At 74.3% G+C, this 17,826-nt stretch carries 18 protein-coding genes; 2 read left to right on the forward strand and 16 right to left on the reverse strand.

Going from position 1 to position 17,826, the window contains the following annotated elements; all coding sequences use genetic code 11:
* Positions 1-107: 107 nt before the first annotated feature.
* The 3 genes from groL to AC3ET4_RS00015 all read right to left on the reverse strand — a co-directional run bounded on the left by groL (position 108) and on the right by AC3ET4_RS00015 (position 3,012).
* Positions 108-1,736: a chaperonin GroEL gene (groL, locus tag AC3ET4_RS00005; RefSeq protein ID WP_431944403.1), complete on the reverse strand. Its 1,629-nt coding sequence runs from the start codon at positions 1,734-1,736 to the stop codon at positions 108-110.
* 124 nt (positions 1,737-1,860) lie between these two features.
* On the reverse strand, positions 1,861-2,169 hold the full coding sequence (gene groES / locus AC3ET4_RS00010; RefSeq protein ID WP_018562788.1) for a co-chaperone GroES: 309 nt from the start codon (positions 2,167-2,169) through the stop codon (positions 1,861-1,863).
* Positions 2,170-2,448: 279 nt separating this feature from the next.
* Entirely contained in the window at positions 2,449-3,012 is a 564-nt protein-coding gene (locus AC3ET4_RS00015; protein ID WP_431944406.1) for an NUDIX hydrolase, read from the reverse strand.
* Between the two features lie 95 nt (positions 3,013-3,107).
* Here AC3ET4_RS00015 and AC3ET4_RS00020 point away from each other — a divergent pair, with 95 nt between their 5' ends.
* Complete coding sequence (locus AC3ET4_RS00020) at positions 3,108-4,301, forward strand: THUMP-like domain-containing protein (protein ID WP_431944408.1); 1,194 nt, start codon at positions 3,108-3,110, stop codon at positions 4,299-4,301.
* A 6-nt stretch (positions 4,302-4,307) separates the two neighbouring features.
* Here AC3ET4_RS00020 and AC3ET4_RS00025 read toward each other — a convergent pair whose 3' ends face one another.
* The 5 genes from AC3ET4_RS00025 to tsaB form a co-directional block, all read right to left on the reverse strand.
* Complete coding sequence (locus tag AC3ET4_RS00025) at positions 4,308-4,961, reverse strand: HAD family hydrolase (protein WP_431944410.1); 654 nt, start codon at positions 4,959-4,961, stop codon at positions 4,308-4,310.
* A gap of 183 nt (positions 4,962-5,144) precedes the next feature.
* Positions 5,145-5,408: a hypothetical protein gene (locus tag AC3ET4_RS00030; RefSeq protein ID WP_431944412.1), complete on the reverse strand. Its 264-nt coding sequence runs from the start codon at positions 5,406-5,408 to the stop codon at positions 5,145-5,147.
* Positions 5,405-6,508: a tRNA (adenosine(37)-N6)-threonylcarbamoyltransferase complex transferase subunit TsaD gene (gene tsaD, locus AC3ET4_RS00035; protein WP_431944414.1), complete on the reverse strand. Its 1,104-nt coding sequence runs from the start codon at positions 6,506-6,508 to the stop codon at positions 5,405-5,407. The genes AC3ET4_RS00030 and tsaD overlap by 4 nt, the downstream gene beginning before the upstream one ends.
* Complete coding sequence (gene rimI, locus AC3ET4_RS00040) at positions 6,501-7,013, reverse strand: ribosomal protein S18-alanine N-acetyltransferase (protein ID WP_431944774.1); 513 nt, start codon at positions 7,011-7,013, stop codon at positions 6,501-6,503. Before rimI ends, tsaD begins: the two co-directional genes overlap by 8 nt.
* Positions 7,014-7,057: 44 nt before the next feature.
* The gene (tsaB, locus tag AC3ET4_RS00045; protein ID WP_431944416.1) at positions 7,058-7,711 is read right to left on the reverse strand and encodes a tRNA (adenosine(37)-N6)-threonylcarbamoyltransferase complex dimerization subunit type 1 TsaB; all 654 of its coding nucleotides are present in this window, start codon (positions 7,709-7,711) and stop codon (positions 7,058-7,060) included.
* Between the two features lie 137 nt (positions 7,712-7,848).
* Here tsaB and AC3ET4_RS00050 point away from each other — a divergent pair, with 137 nt between their 5' ends.
* Positions 7,849-8,418 (forward strand): hypothetical protein, encoded by a 570-nt coding sequence (locus AC3ET4_RS00050; RefSeq protein WP_431944418.1) that lies wholly within the window; start codon positions 7,849-7,851, stop codon positions 8,416-8,418.
* A gap of 122 nt (positions 8,419-8,540) precedes the next feature.
* Here AC3ET4_RS00050 and AC3ET4_RS00055 read toward each other — a convergent pair whose 3' ends face one another.
* From AC3ET4_RS00055 to glmS, 8 genes are all read right to left on the reverse strand, one after another.
* The gene (locus tag AC3ET4_RS00055; protein WP_431944420.1) at positions 8,541-8,732 is read right to left on the reverse strand and encodes a hypothetical protein; all 192 of its coding nucleotides are present in this window, start codon (positions 8,730-8,732) and stop codon (positions 8,541-8,543) included.
* A 122-nt stretch (positions 8,733-8,854) separates the two neighbouring features.
* Positions 8,855-9,358 carry a tRNA (adenosine(37)-N6)-threonylcarbamoyltransferase complex ATPase subunit type 1 TsaE gene (gene tsaE / locus AC3ET4_RS00060; protein ID WP_431944776.1) on the reverse strand — a complete coding sequence of 168 codons (504 nt, stop codon included), beginning with the start codon at positions 9,356-9,358 and terminating at the stop codon, positions 8,855-8,857.
* Positions 9,359-9,450: 92 nt separating this feature from the next.
* Entirely contained in the window at positions 9,451-10,731 is a 1,281-nt protein-coding gene (locus tag AC3ET4_RS00065) for an alpha/beta fold hydrolase (RefSeq protein ID WP_431944422.1), read from the reverse strand.
* Positions 10,732-10,762: 31 nt separating this feature from the next.
* Entirely contained in the window at positions 10,763-11,899 is a 1,137-nt protein-coding gene (gene alr / locus AC3ET4_RS00070; protein WP_431944424.1) for an alanine racemase, read from the reverse strand.
* A gap of 35 nt (positions 11,900-11,934) precedes the next feature.
* Complete coding sequence (locus AC3ET4_RS00075) at positions 11,935-13,071, reverse strand: L,D-transpeptidase (protein WP_431944426.1); 1,137 nt, start codon at positions 13,069-13,071, stop codon at positions 11,935-11,937.
* 80 nt (positions 13,072-13,151) lie between these two features.
* On the reverse strand, positions 13,152-14,642 hold the full coding sequence (locus AC3ET4_RS00080) for an NAD(P)H-hydrate dehydratase (RefSeq protein ID WP_431944428.1): 1,491 nt from the start codon (positions 14,640-14,642) through the stop codon (positions 13,152-13,154).
* A 480-nt stretch (positions 14,643-15,122) separates the two neighbouring features.
* Positions 15,123-15,491 (reverse strand): holo-ACP synthase, encoded by a 369-nt coding sequence (locus AC3ET4_RS00085; RefSeq protein WP_431944430.1) that lies wholly within the window; start codon positions 15,489-15,491, stop codon positions 15,123-15,125.
* Between the two features lie 7 nt (positions 15,492-15,498).
* Positions 15,499-17,346, reverse strand: a complete 1,848-nt coding sequence (gene glmS / locus AC3ET4_RS00090; protein WP_431944778.1) for a glutamine--fructose-6-phosphate transaminase (isomerizing) — start codon at positions 17,344-17,346, stop codon at positions 15,499-15,501.
* Positions 17,347-17,826 lie beyond the last annotated feature (480 nt).

Below are 17,826 nucleotides of genomic sequence, written 5' to 3' on the forward strand. Positions count from 1 at the left end.
CTAGCCCTGCCTCCCGTCCCGGCGCGGCCTGGCCCCGCCCCGGCAGAGGCCCCGGCAGCCCGAAGGCCCCCGTTCCCGGGCGGGAACAGGGGCCTTCGCGGTCCAGCTCAGTGGGAGTGGCCGTGACCGTGGCCGTGACCGGCCTCGGCGGGCTCCTCCTCCTTCTTCTCCACCACGAGGGTCTCGGTGGTGAGGAGCAGGGAGGCGATGGAGGCGGCGTTCTCCAGGGCGGAGCGGGTGACCTTGACCGGGTCGATGACGCCGGACTTCACCAGGTCGCCGTACTCGCCGGTCGCGGCGTTGAAGCCGTGGCCCTTCTCCAGCTCGGAGACCTTGGAGGTGATGACGTAGCCCTCCAGGCCGGCGTTCTCGGCGATCCAGCGCAGCGGCTCGACCGCGGCGCGGCGGACGACGGCCACACCGGTGGCCTCGTCGCCGTTCTTGCCGAGGTTGTCCTCGAGCACCTTGACCGCGTGGACGAGAGCGGAGCCGCCACCGGAGACGATGCCCTCCTCGACCGCGGCGCGGGTCGCGGAGATGGCGTCCTCCAGACGGTGCTTCTTCTCCTTGAGCTCGACCTCGGTGGCCGCGCCGACGCGGATGACGCAGACGCCGCCGGCCAGCTTGGCGAGGCGCTCCTGGAGCTTCTCGCGGTCCCAGTCGGAGTCGGTCGTGGCGATCTCGGCCTTGATCTGGTTGACCCGGCCGGCGATCTCCGAGGACTCGCCGGCGCCGTCGACGATGGTGGTGTCGTCCTTGGTGACGGTCACGCGGCGGGCGCTGCCGAGCACGTCCAGGCCGACCTGGTCGAGCTTGAGGCCGACCTCCTCGGCGACGACGGTGCCGCCGGTGAGGGTGGCGATGTCGCCGAGCATGGCCTTGCGGCGGTCGCCGAAGCCGGGGGCCTTCACCGCGACGGCGTTGAAGGTGCCGCGGATCTTGTTGACCACCAGCGTGGACAGGGCCTCGCCCTCGACGTCCTCGGCGATGATCAGCAGCGGCTTGGAGGCGCCGGCCTGCAGCACCTTCTCCAGCAGCGGGAGCAGGTCCTGGATGGAGGAGATCTTGCCCTGGGTGATGAGGATGTACGGGTCCTCCAGGACGGCCTCCTGGCGCTCCGCGTCCGTCACGAAGTACGGCGACAGGTAGCCCTTGTCGAAGGCCATGCCCTCGGTGAAGTCCAGCTCCAGGCCGAAGGTGTTGGACTCCTCGACGGTGATGACACCGTCCTTGCCGACCTTGTCGATCGCCTCGGCGATCAGCTCGCCGACCTGCTTGTCCTGGGCGGACAGCGCGGCGACGGCGGCGACGTCGTCCTTGCCCTCGATCGGGCGGGCGGTGGCGAGCAGCTCGTCCGAGACGGCCTTGACGGCCGCGTCGATGCCCTTCTTCAGGGCGGCCGGGGAGGCGCCGGCGGCGACATTGCGCAGACCCTCGCGGACCAGCGCCTGGGCGAGCACCGTGGCGGTGGTGGTGCCGTCACCCGCGATGTCGTTGGTCTTGGTCGCCACCTCCTTCACGAGCTGCGCGCCGAGGTTCTCGTACGCGTCCTCGATCTCGACCTCACGGGCGATGGTGACACCGTCGTTGGTGATGGTCGGGGCGCCGAACTTCTTGTCGATGACGACGTTGCGGCCCTTGGGGCCGATCGTCACCTTCACGGTGTCGGCGAGCTTGTTCACGCCGCGCTCAAGGGCGCGGCGCGCGTCCTCGTCGAACTTCAGGATCTTGGCCATACCGGCGGAATTCCTCGTCTTTGGGTTCTCAGCGAAGACCGCGCCCCGGGTCCCCGGTCCGTGTGAGGACTCGGTGTGCCCGGGGCGTGGTCACGGCATTTCTCGCTTGCGCGCGGCGCCGGTTCTACTTCTCGACGATCGCGAGGACGTCGCGAGCCGAGAGGACGAGGTACTCCTCGCCGCTGTACTTGACCTCGGTGCCGCCGTACTTGCTGTACAGCACGATGTCGCCGACCTTGACGTCGAGCGGGATGCGGTTGCCGTCCTCGAAGCGACCCGGGCCGACGGCCAGGACGACGCCCTCCTGGGGCTTCTCCTTGGCGGTGTCCGGGATGACCAGGCCGGAGGCGGTGGTCTGCTCGGCATCGAGCGGCTGGACCACGATGCGGTCCTCGAGCGGCTTGATGGCAACCTTGGTGCTGGCGGTCGTCACGATCCGACCTCCCCCTTCAAAGGGCTCACGGGAGTGTCTGTCTGGGGTGGCGACCTGGTAGGCCCGTCGTCGCGGGTGCCGGACCTGCCCGTCGCTTTTGGTTGGCACTCGGCATCGCTGAGTGCCAGGTCCGAGATTAGGACGCGCTTAGCACTCGGTCAAGCGGAGTGCCAACGCCGCGCCGTACGAGCCGCTCTCCCCCAAAGCAACGGCGTGCCCGGGCGCACTGTTCCGGGCGCACCCGGGTGCGCCGTTCCTGGGCCGGCGCGCCCGCGCCGCTCACCGGCGGACGACGCTCCACGCGCCGAGCGCGGCCAGGGTGAACCCGTCGCGCAGCTCGCCCGAGCGGGCCGCCCCGGCGATGTCGTCGGGGCTCCACCAGCGTGCCTCGGCGACCTCGCCGTCCCCGGCCGCACCGGTCCCGAGCCCGGCGTCCCCGGCGTCCCCGGCGACGGCCACCTCGACGACGGCCACCTGGCTCTCCAGCAGCCCGGAGTCGACGTCCAGGAGGGCCACCACCGTCGCCGCGGAGCCCACGAGGCCGGTCTCCTCGGCGAGTTCACGCAGCGCGTCGGCGGCGGGATCGCCTTCGCCGAAGCCGCGCGGCAGCTCCCAGGCCCAGCGGCCCACCGCGGGCAGCCACTGACGGACCATCAGCACGTCGTCACCCCGCCGGGCGAGGACCACGACACCGGTACGACCGCCGCCGGCCCTGACCCAGTGCAGTTCCACCTCCGCCCCGGACGGCAGCCGGTAGGTGTCGAGGTGGACCTCGCACCACCGGCCGCCCTCGGCGTCGCCGTACGCCTTGCGGCTCCCGGTGCGGGCCGCCTCGCTGTCCATCAGAGCGTCCCCCGCGGGGTCTCCGGGAACTCCATCACGTCGTACCGGCCCCGGTAGTCCCGCAGCAGTCCAGCACGCGCCGGCGCCGCGGGACAATGGGCGGCGTGGATCTTGACGCGTTCTCGGCACTCCTGACCGACGAGGGGCAGGCGCTGCTGGCCTCCCTGCGGGACTACGACCCCGCCGCCGAACTGGCGACCGCGACACGGCTGCGGCGGGCGCACGACGCCGGGCTGGTGGCGGCGGCGCTGACGCAGGCCCGGCTGCGACAGCGGGCGGCGGCGAAGTTCGGGGAGGACGCGTACCGGATGTACTTCACGCCCGAGGGGGTCGAGCAGTCGACGCGGGCCTCCGTCGCCCGGCACCGTGCCGAGCGGTTCGCCGCGCTCGGAGTGCGGCGGCTGGCGGACCTGTGCTGCGGGATCGGCGGGGACGCCGTGCCGCTGGCCCGCGCCGGTGTGGAGGTGCTGGCGGTCGACCGCTCCCCGCTGACCTGTGCGGTGATGCGCGCCAACGCGGAGGCGCTCGGGCTGGCCGACCTGATCGAGGTGCGCTGCGCCGACGTGACGGAGACCGGCGTGGAGGGCTGCGACGCCGTCTTCGCCGATCCGGCCCGGCGTGGCGGGCGGGGCCGGATCTTCGACCCCGAGGCGTACTCCCCGCCGCTGTCGTGGGCGGTGGCGGCGGCCCGTGAGGCCCCGCTGGCCGCCCTGAAGGTGGCGCCGGGGATCCCGCACGAGGTCGTGCCGGACGACGCCGAGGCGGAGTGGGTCTCCGACCACGGCGATGTGAAGGAGGCCGTGCTGTGGTTCGGCACGGCTCCGGGCACCCGCCGCGCGACCCTTCTGCCGTCGGGCGTCACCGCGCCCGCCGCCGGCCTGCCCGACCCGCCGGTGCGCCCCGTGGGGCGCTGGCTGTACGAGCCGGACGGCGCCGTCATCCGGGCCCGCATGGTGGCCGACGTGGCGGCGCAGACAGGCGGCGGGCTGATCGACCCGACCATCGCCTACGTCACCTCCGACGAGCCGCACACGACGCCCTTCGCGACCTCGTACGAGATCACCGACGTGCTGCCCTTCAACCTCAAGCGGCTCAAGGCGCTGCTGCGCGAGCGCGAGGTGGGGGTGCTGACCGTGAAGAAGCGCGGTTCGGCCGTGGAACCGGAGGAGGTGCGCCGCCGGGTCAGACCCCAGGGCCCGAACTCCGCCACGGTCTTCCTGACCCGGGTGGCCGGGGCCCCGAGCATGCTCGTGGGCGCCCCCGCCGCGGCCGCCCCCTCCCGGGGCTGACCCCCGCTAGACCGACCGCAGGAGGCCGCGCGCCATTTCCGGCACATCGGTGGGGGCGGCGGCCAGGGCGGTCGGCCCCCAGCCGTCCAGGGCGGGCCCGGTGTACCCCCAGGCCGCACCGATGGAAGGGACCCCCGCGGCCGCCGCGGCGGCGACGTCGGAGGGGCTGTCGCCCACGAAGCAGGCGCGCCCCGGCGGCACCCCGAGGCGCTCCAGCGCCAGAAGGATGCCCTCGCCCGAGGGCTTGGGCGGCGCGTCGCCCCACCCGACCACCACGCCGAAGTGCGAGGACAGCTCCGCGGGGACGAGCCGCGCCACGCGGTGCGCGGGCTGCATGGTCACCACCCCGATCGCCGCGCCGGAGGCCGCGAGGTCGCGCAGCACGCCGGCGGCGCCCGGGAACGGCGACGCGCCCCACAGGGCGAGCGTGAGCGCGTCCTCCCAGGCGGACCCGAACACGGTCGCCTCGTCGGTCACCCCGAGCCGGGCCAGCAGTTCGTGGTGGGGCAGGTGGTCCAGCGCGGCCGGCAGGCGGCTCTCGTCGACGGGCTCCCCCAGCGCCGCGCCCGCGACATGGAGGATCGCCTGCCGCATCGCCGGCCGGCTGTCGAGGAGGACGCCGTCGAGATCGAAGAGGACGGCGCAGCCGGGGTCGGTCATCGGGTCTTCTCGCCGCCTGAGGGAACGCCTCCCGGACACCGGTCGTCCGGCAGGACGCCTGCTCGGGGGCGCTGCGGCAGGATTCCGGTTGCCCACGACGCCAGGCTCATCCTACGGCCGGCCGTCCGACTGCCCGGACCGGGCCCGGGGGCCGGACCGGGGGCCGGACCGGGGCCCGAGGACTCAGGCCCCCTCCTCCTCCACCGCCTCGAAGCGCCAGCGGTGGACGGCCCGCCGGGCCAGCTCCTCGCCAGGCTCGGGCAGCTCGGGGAGCTCCGCGTCGTACGGGGCGTCCCACCAGGTGATGACGAGCACCCGGTCCTGGGGGGCGCGGAAGGTCTCGCGGCGCAGCGGTGCCGGGGAGAGCGTCTGTGCGCGGGCCCACGCCAGCAGCTCGGGCCCGCGCCCCTCGGCCGCCCGGGCCTCCCACATCAGGGCGACGGTCACGAGTAGAGGTTGTCCTTGCTGAGCTCGTGGACGTGGTCGTGGTCGTGGCTGTGAGTGTGGCCGGGCACGGACACATCCGTGACCTGCAGCGAGGAGTCCGCCGGCAGGTCCCAGGTGGACGACGGCCGCCCCCGGGCCACCATCTCCGCGCCGAGGGCCGCGACCATCGCGCCGTTGTCCGTGCACAGCTTGGGCCGCGGCACCCGCAGCACGATCCCGGCGTCCTCGCAGCGCTCCTGCGCCAGCGAGCGCAGCCGGCTGTTGGCCGCGACGCCGCCGCCGATCATCAGATGGTCGACGCCGTTGTCCTTGCAGGCCCGGATCGCCTTGCGGGTCAGGACGTCCACGACGGCCTCCTGGAAGGACGCGGACACATCCGCGACCGGCACCTCCACGCCCTCCCGGCGCTTGGACTCGATCCACCGCGCCACGGCGGTCTTCAGGCCGGAGAAGGAGAAGTCGTAGAGGGGGTCGCGGGAGCCCGTCAGACCGCGGGGGAAGCGGATCGCGTCCGGGTCGCCCTCGCGGGCCGCACGGTCGATGGCCGGGCCGCCGGGGAAGCCGAGGCCCAGCACCCGGGCGACCTTGTCGAAGGCCTCGCCCGCCGCATCGTCGATGGTGGACCCCAGCGGGCGCACGTCGCCGGTGATGTCGGGGGCGAGCAGCAGCGAGGAGTGGCCGCCGGACACCAGCAGCGCCATCGTCGGCTCGGGCAGCGGCCCGTGCTCCAGCTGGTCCACGCAGATGTGCGAGGCGAGGTGGTTGACGCCGTAGAGCGGCTTGCCGAGCGCATAGGCGTACGCCTTGGCCGCGGACACGCCGACCAGCAGGGCGCCCGCCAGCCCGGGGCCCGCGGTGACGGCGATCCCGTCGAGGTCGGAGGCGGCGACGCCGGCCTCCTTCAGCGCGCGCTGGATCGTGGGGACCATCGCCTCCAGGTGCGCGCGGCTGGCGACCTCGGGGACGACGCCGCCGAAGCGGGCGTGCTCGTCGACGCTGGACGCGACCGCGTCGGCGAGCAGGGTGTGCCCGCGCACGATGCCGACACCGGTCTCGTCGCAGGACGTCTCGATGCCGAGGACAAGGGGCTCGTCAGCCATGGGTGGTCTCTGTTCCTGGTAGTCCCGGTACGTCAGGGGAGGGCGGGGCCGCCGGCAGCTCGCCGAGCCGCATCACGAGGGCGTCGACGTTGCCGGGCTGGTAGTAGCCGCGCCGGAAACCGATCGGCTCGAAGCCGAAGCGCTCGTACAGCCGCTGGGCGCGGAGGTTGTCGACGCGCACCTCCAGCATCACCTCGTGGCACTCGAAGGCGGTGGCCTGCCGCAGCAGCTCCCCCAGCAGCCGGGCGCCGAGGCCGGTGCCCCACTGCTCGGTGGCGACGGCGATGGTCTGCACGTCCCCGGTGCCGCCGACGGCGGCCAGGCCCGCGTAGCCGACGATCCGTCCGGCCCCGTCCTGGGCGACGACGTAGTGCCGGGTCGCCTCGGGATGCCGCGCGCCGGCCAGTTCGGACCAGAACATGCCGCGCGACCACGCGTCGTCCGGGAAGAGCCGGTGCTCCAGGTCCATCACCGCGTCCAGGTCCCACCAGCGCATCTCGCGCATCACCGCGGCCGCCCCGGTGGCCTCGGTCGCTGCGGTCGCCTCGGTCACTTCGGCAGGACCGCCTTGTAGCCGGCCGGCACCTGGGCGTCCGGGCGGCGCAGGTAGAGCGGCTGCGCGGGGAGGAAGTCCTCGCCCTCGGCCAGCTTCACGGCGGCGAGCGCGGCCAGTGCCGCCGCGGACTGGTCGGCGGGGGGACGGACGTCGCTGAAGACCGCGGGGTAGAGGGCGGCGCCCGCGCCGACCGCCGGCACCCCGGCGACCTCGTCCGCGATGTCGGCGGGCCGGTCCACGGCCGGGTCGGTCACCCTGACCCGCGGGCCCTCGTACCGCGCCCAGTAGACCTCCTTGCGGCGGGCGTCCGTCGCCACGACGAACGGCCCTTCGACCCCGGCGGCGTACGCCAGCCCGTCGAGGGTGCAGATCCCGTGGACGGGGACGCCGAGGACGTCGGCGAAGGACACCGCGGTCACCAGCCCGACGCGCAGCCCTGTGTACGGGCCGGGGCCGACGCCGACCACGATGCCGGTCACGTCGCCCAGCCCGCTCCCGGCCTCCCGCAGCACGCGGTCGACGGCAGGCATCAGCAGTTCCCCGTGCCGTCGCGCGTCGACCTCCGCCGACTCTGCGAGCACGCTCCGCCCGTCGTGCAGGGCGACCGTCACGGCGGGGGTTGCGGTATCGAAGGCAAGCAGCAGCACGCGTTCAGCCTACGGCGTTCACCGGGGTGGCCCTGCCAGGACGGGGGTGCCGCCGCCACCCGGGACGGCGCTCCCGCCGCCCTGCGGCACTGCTGCTAACGTCAACCCAGCGTGACGCCCACCACCGGAGGAGAGCCGTGGCAAGGATCGGTTCAGGGACGATCGTGACCGGACTGACCGCGGCCGCCCTGGCCGCCGTCGGCGTGCTCGCCGTCCAGGCCTCCGGCTCCGCCGCCCAGATGCCCAGGGGCGACCGGCCCGCGGGAGCCGGCGCCGCCGGCGCCGCCCCCGTGGCCTCCGCCTCGCCCTCGCCGAAGCCGAGGAACGAACTGCCCCCGGCCTCCGGCTCGGGCACCCGCGTCGTCTACTCACTCCGCACGGACCGGGTGTGGCTGGTCGGCGAGGACGGAAAGGTGCGGAGGACCTACCCGGTGGTCCCCGGCACGGTCGACCCGGCCCCCGGCACCTACTCCGTGACCTCCCGCAGCGCCTCCGGGGTCGGCGGCGACGGCGTGCCCGTCGAGAACGTGGTGCGGTTCACCACCGTCGACAGCGTGGTGATCGGCTTCAGCGCGGCGAGGGACGGTTCCCTGCCCGACGCCCCGCCCCCGGGCCAGCAGACGGGCGGCATCCGCGAGAAGCGGGCGGACGGGGCGGAGCTGTGGAAGTTCTCCGGCATCGGCAGCAAGATCGTCGTCGTCCGCTGATTTCCCCCCGACGGGTGAACGCGTACGGGCTCGCGCGGCCGCTGCGCGTGGGCCTGCCCACGCGGGCCGCGTCAGCCTGGTCCGCTCATACGTCCGTCCGGTCTGATCCCGCGTCCTTCCGGCTAGGCGGCGTCCGCCTTGGGGCCTGCGGTGTCCGCATCGGGGCCCGCGGTGGGCTCGTCCCGCGCCGCGTCCCGTTCCCGCTCCTCGTCCTCCGCGGGCGGGGTGCACACCGCGTTGGCCGCCGCGGACGCCGCGAGCAGCGCCTCCATCGAGTAACCCGGCTCCGGCTCCGGGGCCGTGTGGGCCGACATGGATGCCTCCTGGGTCCGACGGGTCGGGTTAGGCAGCCCTAACCCGCTCCTGGACTCCAGCAGACCACGGAGGACGTGCGCCGCGCAACATCTTCCCGACACCTTGTCGGAATGTCACGCGCTCAGACGCCGAGCCCCGCCAGGTCCGCGCCCGCCCAGCGCGCGCCGACCCCTGCGACGACGACCTCGCGCACGTCGTGGTCCTCCTGGCCGTCCGCCGCGACCTCGCCCACCGCGCGGTGGATCACCAGCTGCAGCCGGTCCTCGGAGAGCTCCTCGACCTTGCCCTCGCCCCATTCGACCACGACCACCGACTCCGGCAGCGAGACGTCGAGGTCCAGGTCCTCCATCTCGTCGAGGCCGCCGGCCAGCCGGTACGCGTCCACGTGCACCAGGGCCGGGCCGCCGCCCAGTGAGGGGTGCACCCGCGCGATCACGAAGGTCGGCGATGTCACCGCCCCCCGGACGCCCAGGCCCTCGCCGAGGCCGCGGGTCAGCGTGGTCTTGCCCGCGCCGAGGTCGCCGCTGAGCAGGACGAGGTCGCCGGCCCGCAGCAGCGGCGCGAGACGGCGCCCCAGCTCGCGCATCTGGTCGGGGGTCTTGACCGTGACCCGGATCTCTTCCATGACGCCGGCTTCCGTACCGCCGGCATCGGTACCGCCGGCTTGCATCACGGTGGAGTGCCCACCGATGGCTTCCATGCCCATGTGCCCGAATGCTACGCGCCGCCGGAGACCACGCGGTCCGCCCTGTCGGGCCCGGCGGGCGGCGGCACGGCCAGTTCGCGCAGTGCCGGCGGGACCGGGGCGCGCGAGGCGTCGGCCGCCTCGGTGAGCAGCGCGGCCAGGTGCGCGTTGACCAGCTCGGGGTGCTCCAGCATCACCAGGTGCCCCGCTCCGGGCACCACCACCAGCTCGGTGTCCGGCAGGGCCTCGGCGATGGCCCGGCTGTGCTCACTGGGCGTCAGCAGGTCCTTGTCCCCGGCCAGTACGAGGCCGGGCAAGCCGTCCAGCACCTCCAGGGCCTGGCTCTTCTCGTGCTCGGTGAAGGCCGGGTAGAACTCGGCGACGACGTCGATCGGGGTCGACTCGATCATCCGCTCGGCGAAGCGCGCGACACCCGGGTCCACGTCGGAGCCGAAGGAGTAGCGCTTGATGATCCCGGCGAAGAGGTCGGCCGTCGCCCGGCGCCCCCGCTCCACCAGGTCGACCTGGGTGCCCAGGATCCGCAGCACCCCCGGTGCCAGCGCCCGCAGCGCCCGCGCCCCCGCCGCCGGCAGGCCCAGAGTCACGCTGGCCAGCCTGCCGGAGGAGGTGCCGACGAAGGCGAAGCCCTGGACGCGCGCGTCCACCAGGTCGGGGAACTGGTCGGCGAACGCCATGATGGTCATCCCGCCCATGGAGTGCCCGACCAGGACCAGCGGACCCTCGGGCGCGGCGGCGTCGATGACCGCCTTCAGATCGCGGCCGAGCTGGTCGATCGTGGCCGGCTCGCCGCCCTCCTGGTCCCTGCCCCGGCCGGAGCGGCCGTGGCTGCGCTGGTCCCAGTAGACGGCGCGTATCGCCCCGCGCAGCGCGGCGCGCTGGAAGTGCCAGGAGTCCTGGTTGAGGCAGTAGCCGTGGCAGAAGACCACGGTCGGCGGCGCCGCCTGGCCGGCCCGGCGGAAGATCTGCCAGCGCCGCGGCGGCGCGGCCGCGTCGATCGCCGACGCGTCCGCCTCCTCGACCTCGTAGTAGATCTCCGTGCCGTCCTCGGCGGTGGCCCGGCCCGGCGTCCCTCGCAGCGAGCCGTACGGTCCGGCCAGGTCGAGGGCGAGCCTGGCGCGCCTGCGCATGCCCCGGCCGACCGTGGCCCGCTCCAGTGCCACGCCTGCGGCGGCGCCCGCCGCCACGACGCCGATGGCCGCGCCGACGATCCCGGCGCGCTGCCAGCGGCCGGAGGCGGCGGCCGCTTCGGCCACCGCCTCGATCGCCCCCGTCGCCTTACCGCTGTCCGTCATGTGGTTTCGCTGCTTCCCCTCGGCTACGCGCTTACGTACCCACGTAGACGCGCGGCACCCGGGTCCCGATCCGCGTGACGATCTCGTACGCGATGGTGCCCGCCGCCCGGGCCCAGTCCTCAGCGGTCGGCTCCCCGCGGTCGCCGGGGCCGAAGAGTACCGCCTCGTCGCCGGCCTCGGCGCAGTCTCCTCCGAGGTCGACCACGAACTGGTCCATCGACACCCGCCCCGCGACCGTCCGCCACTTGCCCGCCACCAGCACCGGGCCCGTGCCCGAGGCGTGCCGCGGGATGCCGTCGGCGTAGCCGACGGGGACCAGCGCGAGGGTGGTCTCGCCGGGGGTCGTGTAGTGGTGCCCGTACGAGACCCCGTGACCGCCGGGGACGCGCTTGGCCGATGCCAGCCGGGCCGTCAGCGTCATCACCGGCCGCAACCCGAAGTCGGCCGGGCCGCCGACCTGCGGGACGGGCGAGATCCCGTACATCGCCACACCGGACCGGACCAGGTCGAAGTGCGCCTCGGGCAGGGTCAGGATGGCCGGGGAGTTCGCCATGTGCCGGATCTCGGGGCGCAGTCCGGCGCGCTCGGCTGCCTCCAGGACAGTGCGGAAGACGGCGAGCTGCGCCGCGATGGAGGGGTGGCCGGGCTCGTCCGCGCACGCGAAGTGCGACCACACCCCCGTGACCTTGACCAGGCCCTCCACCTCGGCGGCCCGGGCCGCGGCGACCAGTTCGGCCCAGTCCGCGGGCTGGGCGCCGCCCCGGCCCAGGCCCGTATCGGCCTTCAGCTGGATGCGCGCGGTGCGGCCGGCGGCCGCGGCTGCCTCCGTGGCCTCGCGCAGCGCCCACAGCGCGCCGACCGTCACGTCGATGTCCGCCTCGACGGCCTCCCGCCAGGGCCCGCCCGGCGTCCACAGCCAGCACAGCACGGGCGCGGTGATCCCGGCCGCCCGCAGTGCCAGCGCCTCCTCGGGCGTGGCCGTGCCGAGCCAGCCGGCGCCCGCCTCCAGGGCGGCTCGGGCGCACGGCACCATCCCATGGCCGTAGGCGTCCGCCTTGACGACGGCCATGAGCCCGGAGCGGGGCGCGCGGGCACGCAGCGCCGCGACGTTGGACCGCAAGGCGGCGAGGTCGATCGAGGCCTGTGCGCGCAGAGTCATCTCATCCATCGCGCCCAGTCTCTCAGGCCGGCCCCCTGCCGCCGTCACACGGCGGGTTTGGCGCCCCACACGTACACCGCCTCGTTGAGCTTCAGGAGGTTCCAGAGCAGACGCGCGTTCCGGTTGGAGAGGTTGATGCAGCCGTGCGATCCGGGCGCCTTGTAGACGCTCCCGGGCGTGGCGTGCATGGCCTGGCCGCCGCTGAAGAACTGGCTGTACGGCATCGGGGCGTCGTAGATGTCCGAGACATGGTTCTTGTGACGCCAGTAGACGGTGAACCGCCCCGTACGGGTGAGGTACCCCTTGCGTCCGCTGCGGATCGCCACCGGGCCGAAGAAGACCTTCGTACTGCTGGTCTGCACCCACAGCAGCTGGCGGTTGAGGTCGATGCAGACGATGCGCTTGCCCTTGGCCGGCGCCGGGCACCGGCGGGAGGCGTTCGGGCCCTTCCCGGTGGCCTCGTCGAGGCGGAGGTGGCCCCAGGTGGTGGGCCCCGCGAAGCCGCTGGCGGGGACGATGCCCCTGGACTTCTGGTAGCTGCGGATCTCCGCGCAGTCCGCGGGGGACTGCTCGCCGTTCACGCGCAGCCGCAGCCGCTTCTCCACCTCGCGCTGGAAGGGGCCGGTGAAGGACGTGCAGTACTCCCGGCCGTCCGAGCTCCCGCCGTCCTCCTCGTCCTCCCTCCGCTCCGCGTACTCGCCGTCCCGGCCGTACTCGCCGTCCTGGCCGTCCCGGCCGTACTCTCCGTCCTCGCCGTCCTGGCCGTCCTCGCCGTCCCGGCCGCCCTCGCCGTCCCGGCCGCCGTCGTGGGAACCCTCGTCCTCCTCCTCGGCGGCGCGCTCCTCCTGGAACTTCTTGGCCCGCTCGGCGTCCTCGGCCGGCACGAACTCCACCAGCTGGGGGTCCACCCAGTCGTCGTCCTCGGCCTCGTCCTCGGAGGGCGCGGCGCTGCGCAGCGGCTCGGCGGTCGACACGCCGATCCGGAGGGGTGGCGCGCCCTGGTCGGGGGTGTCGACCTGCCGGGAGGCCGCGGGGCCGAACGGAACCCCGGGGACGAGCCGGTCGACCGGCACCGGCCGGTCGTCGTCGTCCGCGGCGGCCGTCGTGTGCGTACCCAGCGCCGCCAGGGCGATCACCGCCGTGACGAACAGCCGGACCCTGCTCCTGGCATACGTTCCCATGAACACACAGATTGACGGGCACTCGGCCGCCGGAACGCCGCGTCGGCGGACTCCACCCGTTTCGCCCAGTTGACGGCTGTTCAGGACCTGATGCCGCGCCAGGCGTCCGGGAGGGCGTCCGCCACGTCGTGCGCGGCGATCGGCGCGCCCACCGGGCCCGCGGCGATCCGCGCCGCCAGGCCGTGCAGATAGGCGCCGACCGAGGCCGCGTCAGCGGGGGCGAGCCCCGCGGCCAGCAGGGACCCGGTGATCCCGGAGAGCACGTCACCACTGCCCGCCGTCGCCAGCCAGGACGTGCCCGTGGGGTTGGCCCGTACCGGAACCCCAGGCTCCGGAGAGGCCACCAGCGTCGTGGAACCCTTCAGCAGCGCCGTCGCCCCGAACGCGTCGGCCAGCCGGCGCACATGGTCCAGCCGGGCCGCCTCCACCTCCTCGCGGGCCACGCCGAGCAGCGCCGCCGCCTCCCCCGCGTGCGGGGTCAGCACCGTCCCGGCGGTGCGGGCGCGCACGACGGACGGGTCCAGCAGGCGCAGACCGTCCGCGTCGACGAGCACGGGCACGTCCGAGGCGAGCACGTCCTCCACCGAGCGCCGCGCCTCCGGCCCGTCTCCGAGCCCCGGGCCCACCACCCAGGCCTGCACCCGGCCGGCCTTGCGCGGCGGCCCGGCCGACACCAGCGTCTCCGGGAAGCGGGCCAGCACGGCCGCCGCACCCGGACCCACGTAGCGCACCGCCCCCGCGCCCGCGCGCAGCGCCCCCGCCACCGCGAGCACGGCGGCCCCGGGGTACCGCTCCGAGCCGGCGACGACACCGATCACCCCGCGCCGGTACTTGTCGCTCTCGGCGCCGGGGGACGGCAGGAGGGCGGCGACGTCGGCGTGCTGCAGCGCCTCCATGGCGGGCGGGGTGCCCTCCAGGTACGGTCCGAGGCCGATGTCGATCAGGCGCACGGCGCCGGCGTGACCGGCGGCGGGATCCACGAGCAGTCCCGGCTTGTACGTCCCGAACGTCACCGTCAGGTCGGCGCGCACCGCCGCGCCCCGGACCTCGCCGGTGTCCGCGTCCACGCCGCTGGGCAGGTCCACGGCGACCACGACCGCCCGCGACGCGTGCGCGGTCTCCGCCAGCGGCGCCGCCTCGGGGCGCAGGCCGCCCTTGCCGCCGATGCCCACGATGCCGTCCAGCACCAGGTCGGCGCGGTGGACCAGGGCCACCGCGTCCACGTCGTCCGGGGTGACCGCCCGACCGCCCGCGGCGCGCAGGGCCGCCAGGCCACCGGGATGCGCCTTCTGCGGCGCCAGCAGGACGGCGGTCACCGCCGCCCCGCGCCGGGCCAGGCGCGCCCCGGCGTACAGGGCGTCGCCGCCGTTGTCCCCGCTCCCGGTCAGCACGACGACGCGGGCCGCATAGACCCCGGGGCCGGGGCCGGCGGGGGCCCCGGCGCCGAGCGCGTACGCGCACGCGGCGGCCAGGCCGGCCGCCGCCCGCTGCATCAGGGCGCCCTCCGGAACCCGCGCCATGAGCGCCTGTTCCGCCGCCCGTACGGTCTCCACGTCGTAGGCCTGCCGCATGCGGCCATGTTGCCACCGCGAGGGCGTGGTTGCGCGCCGTCCATGGGCGGGAGCGTTCGCGGCGCGGCCGCAGCCGCGGTGCTTCCCCGTCCCTCCCGGCCTTCGAGGTCACGTCCCCTTCGCCCGGGCTCCCCGCACGGACGCACCTCGCCACACCTCTCCAGCCGCGCCGCCGCGCTGCCAGAGCCCCGTGGAGGTCACAAGCGGCGGCGCTGGTGGTCGGGGGCGGTTCGTCTCGCGCCCGAAGGGCGCGAGACGGCGAGGCACATGACGACTCACCCCGCCCGCCGATCGGCTGCCCCTCAACCGGCCGCCGCACTCACCGCATCCAAAACCGGAGCGCCAAGGGGGCGAAACGAGCCGAGCACGCGGCGCATGACCTGAGCAGCGCCACGGGCGCGCGACCACACCGCGCACAACACCGGCCGCAGGTGGGTGCGAACGACCCGCGCACGGCGACACGGCGTACCCCGAAACGGGTCAGGACTCCGCGACCACCACCGCCGACGCGACCCCCGCGTCGTGACTCAGCGAGACGTGGAACGCCCGGACCCCCAACTCCTCGGCCCGCGCCGCCACCGTGCCCCGGACGATGAGCCGCGGCCGCCCCGAATCCTCCGTGACGACCTCCGCGTCCGACCAGTGCAGCCCCCCGGGCGCCCCGAGGGCCTTCGCGAGCGCCTCCTTCGCGGCGAACCGCGCCGCGAGGGAGGCGCCGCCCCGGCGTGCCCCACTGGGAAGGCGGAGCTCGCCGGGGAGAAAGAGCCGCTCGGCCAGGCCGGGGGTGCGCTCCAGCGACTGCTCGAAGCGGTCGATCTCGGCGACGTCGATACCCACCCCGATGATCACGGTGCGCTCACTCCACCGTCACGGACTTCGCGAGGTTCCGCGGCTGGTCGACCTCGTTCCCGCGGGCGGTGGCGAGCTCGCAGGCGAACACCTGCAGCGGCACGGTCGCGACCAGCGGCTGGAGCAGCGTCGGGGTCTGCGGCACGCACACCAGGTGGTCGGCGTAGGGGACGACGGACTCGTCGCCCTCCTCCGCGATGACGATGGTGCGCGCCCCGCGGGCCCGGATCTCCTGGATGTTGGAGACGATCTTGTCGTGCAGCACCGAGCGCCCGCGCGGCGACGGCACGACCACGACGACCGGCAGGTCCTCCTCGATCAGCGCGATGGGGCCGTGCTTGAGCTCGCCGGCGGCGAAGCCCTCAGCATGCATGTAGGCGAGTTCCTTGAGCTTGAGCGCGCCCTCCAGGGCCACGGGGTAGCCCACGTGGCGGCCGAGGAAGAGGACGGTGTTCTTGTCCTTGAGGGAGCGGGCCAGTTCGCGGACCGGCTCCATCGTCTCCAGCACCTGCTCGACCTGACGGGAGATCTGGGAGAGCTCGCGGATGACGGCGAGGATCTCGTCGCCCCACTTCGTGCCGCGCACCTGGCCCAGGTAGAGGGCGACGAGGTAGCAGGCGACGACCTGGGTGAGGAACGCCTTGGTGGAGGCGACGGCGACCTCGGGGCCGGCGTGGGTGTAGAGCACCGCGTCGGACTCGCGCGGGATGGTGGAGCCGTTGGTGTTGCAGATGGCCAGCACCTTGGATCCCTGCTCACGGGCGTGCCGCAGGGCCATGAGGGTGTCCATCGTCTCGCCGGACTGGCTGATGGCGACGACCAGGGTGCGCGGGGCCAGGATCGGGTCGCGGTAGCGGAACTCGCTGGCGAGTTCGACCTCGCAGGGGATGCGCGTCCAGTGCTCGATGGCGTACTTGGCGATCATGCCCGCGTGGAAGGCGGTGCCGCAGGCGACGATGACGATCTTGTCGACCTCGCGCAGCACGGAGGCGGGGATGCGCACCTCGTCGAGGGTCAGCAGCCCGCCGGCGTCGATCCTGCCGAGCAGCGTGTCGGCGACCGCCTTGGGCTGCTCGGCGATCTCCTTGAGCATGAAGTAGTCGTAGCCGCCCTTCTCGGCGGCGGAGGCGTCCCAGTCGATGTGGTAGGGCCGGACGTCAGCCGGCTTGCCCTCGAAGTCCGTGACGGTGACGCCCTCGCGGCGCAGCTCGACGACCTGGTCCTGGCCGAGCTCGATGGCCTCGCGGGTGTACGCGATGAAGGCCGCGACGTCGGAGGCGAGGAAGTTCTCGCCGTCGCCGACGCCCACGACGAGCGGGGAGTTGCGGCGGGCGCCGACCACGACGTCCGGCTCGTCGGCGTGGACGGCCACCAGGGTGAAGGCGCCCTCGAGGCGGCCGCAGACCTGGCGCATGGCCTCGGCGAGGTCCCCGGTGGAGGAGTAGCTCTCGGCGAGCAGGTGGGAGACGACCTCGGTGTCGGTCTCGGAGAGCAACTCGTGGCCGCGTTCGGCGAGTTCGGCGCGCAGGGCGGCGAAGTTCTCGATGATGCCGTTGTGGACGACGGCGACCCGGCCCCCGTTGTCCAGGTGCGGATGCGCGTTGGCGTCCGTGGGGCCGCCGTGGGTGGCCCAGCGGGTGTGGCCGAGGCCGGCCAGGCCGGTCGGCAGCGGGCGCTCGGCCAGCAGCTTCTCGAGGTTGGCGAGCTTGCCGGCCCTCTTGGCCGCGGCCAGACCGCCGTCGGCGAGGACGGCGACGCCCGCCGAGTCGTACCCCCGGTACTCCAGACGCTTCAGACCCGCGATGACAACGTCGAGGGCGGACTGGCCGCCCACGTATCCAACGATTCCGCACATGGGGAGAACTCTAGGCGGCGAACGGCCGACGTCGCGCCCGACGGTGGACGCCGCGTGCCCCGGACCTCGCAGGTCCGGGGCATCCCGGACGCGCCTCAACTGCGCGCGCGGCGACCGCCCATGACCGGCGGAACGAAGACCACCGCGATCCCCGCGGCCCACAGCGGCGACCACACGACCGGCCCGGCGAGCGGACCGGAGCCGGTCAGCAGGCCCCCGTACGGCGTCGGCCAGGCGGGTGACCGGGTTCACGTCCGCCGACGCCCGCAGCCGGCCGGGCACGGTGCCGGCCCGCAGCGAGACGCCGGAGGTGAAGGGGAGCGGCATGACCAGCACGACGTCCGGCGGCAGGCCCGTCGCGCCGAGCACGCCGGGCACACCGCGCTCCACGTCGAAGCCCATGAGCATGCCGAGGCCCAGCAACGGCATCAGCGACCGCACCCCTTACCGGGGTCGGCCGCGACCAGCCCCACGAGCGGG

The organism is Actinacidiphila sp. bgisy167 (genome assembly GCF_057707665.1).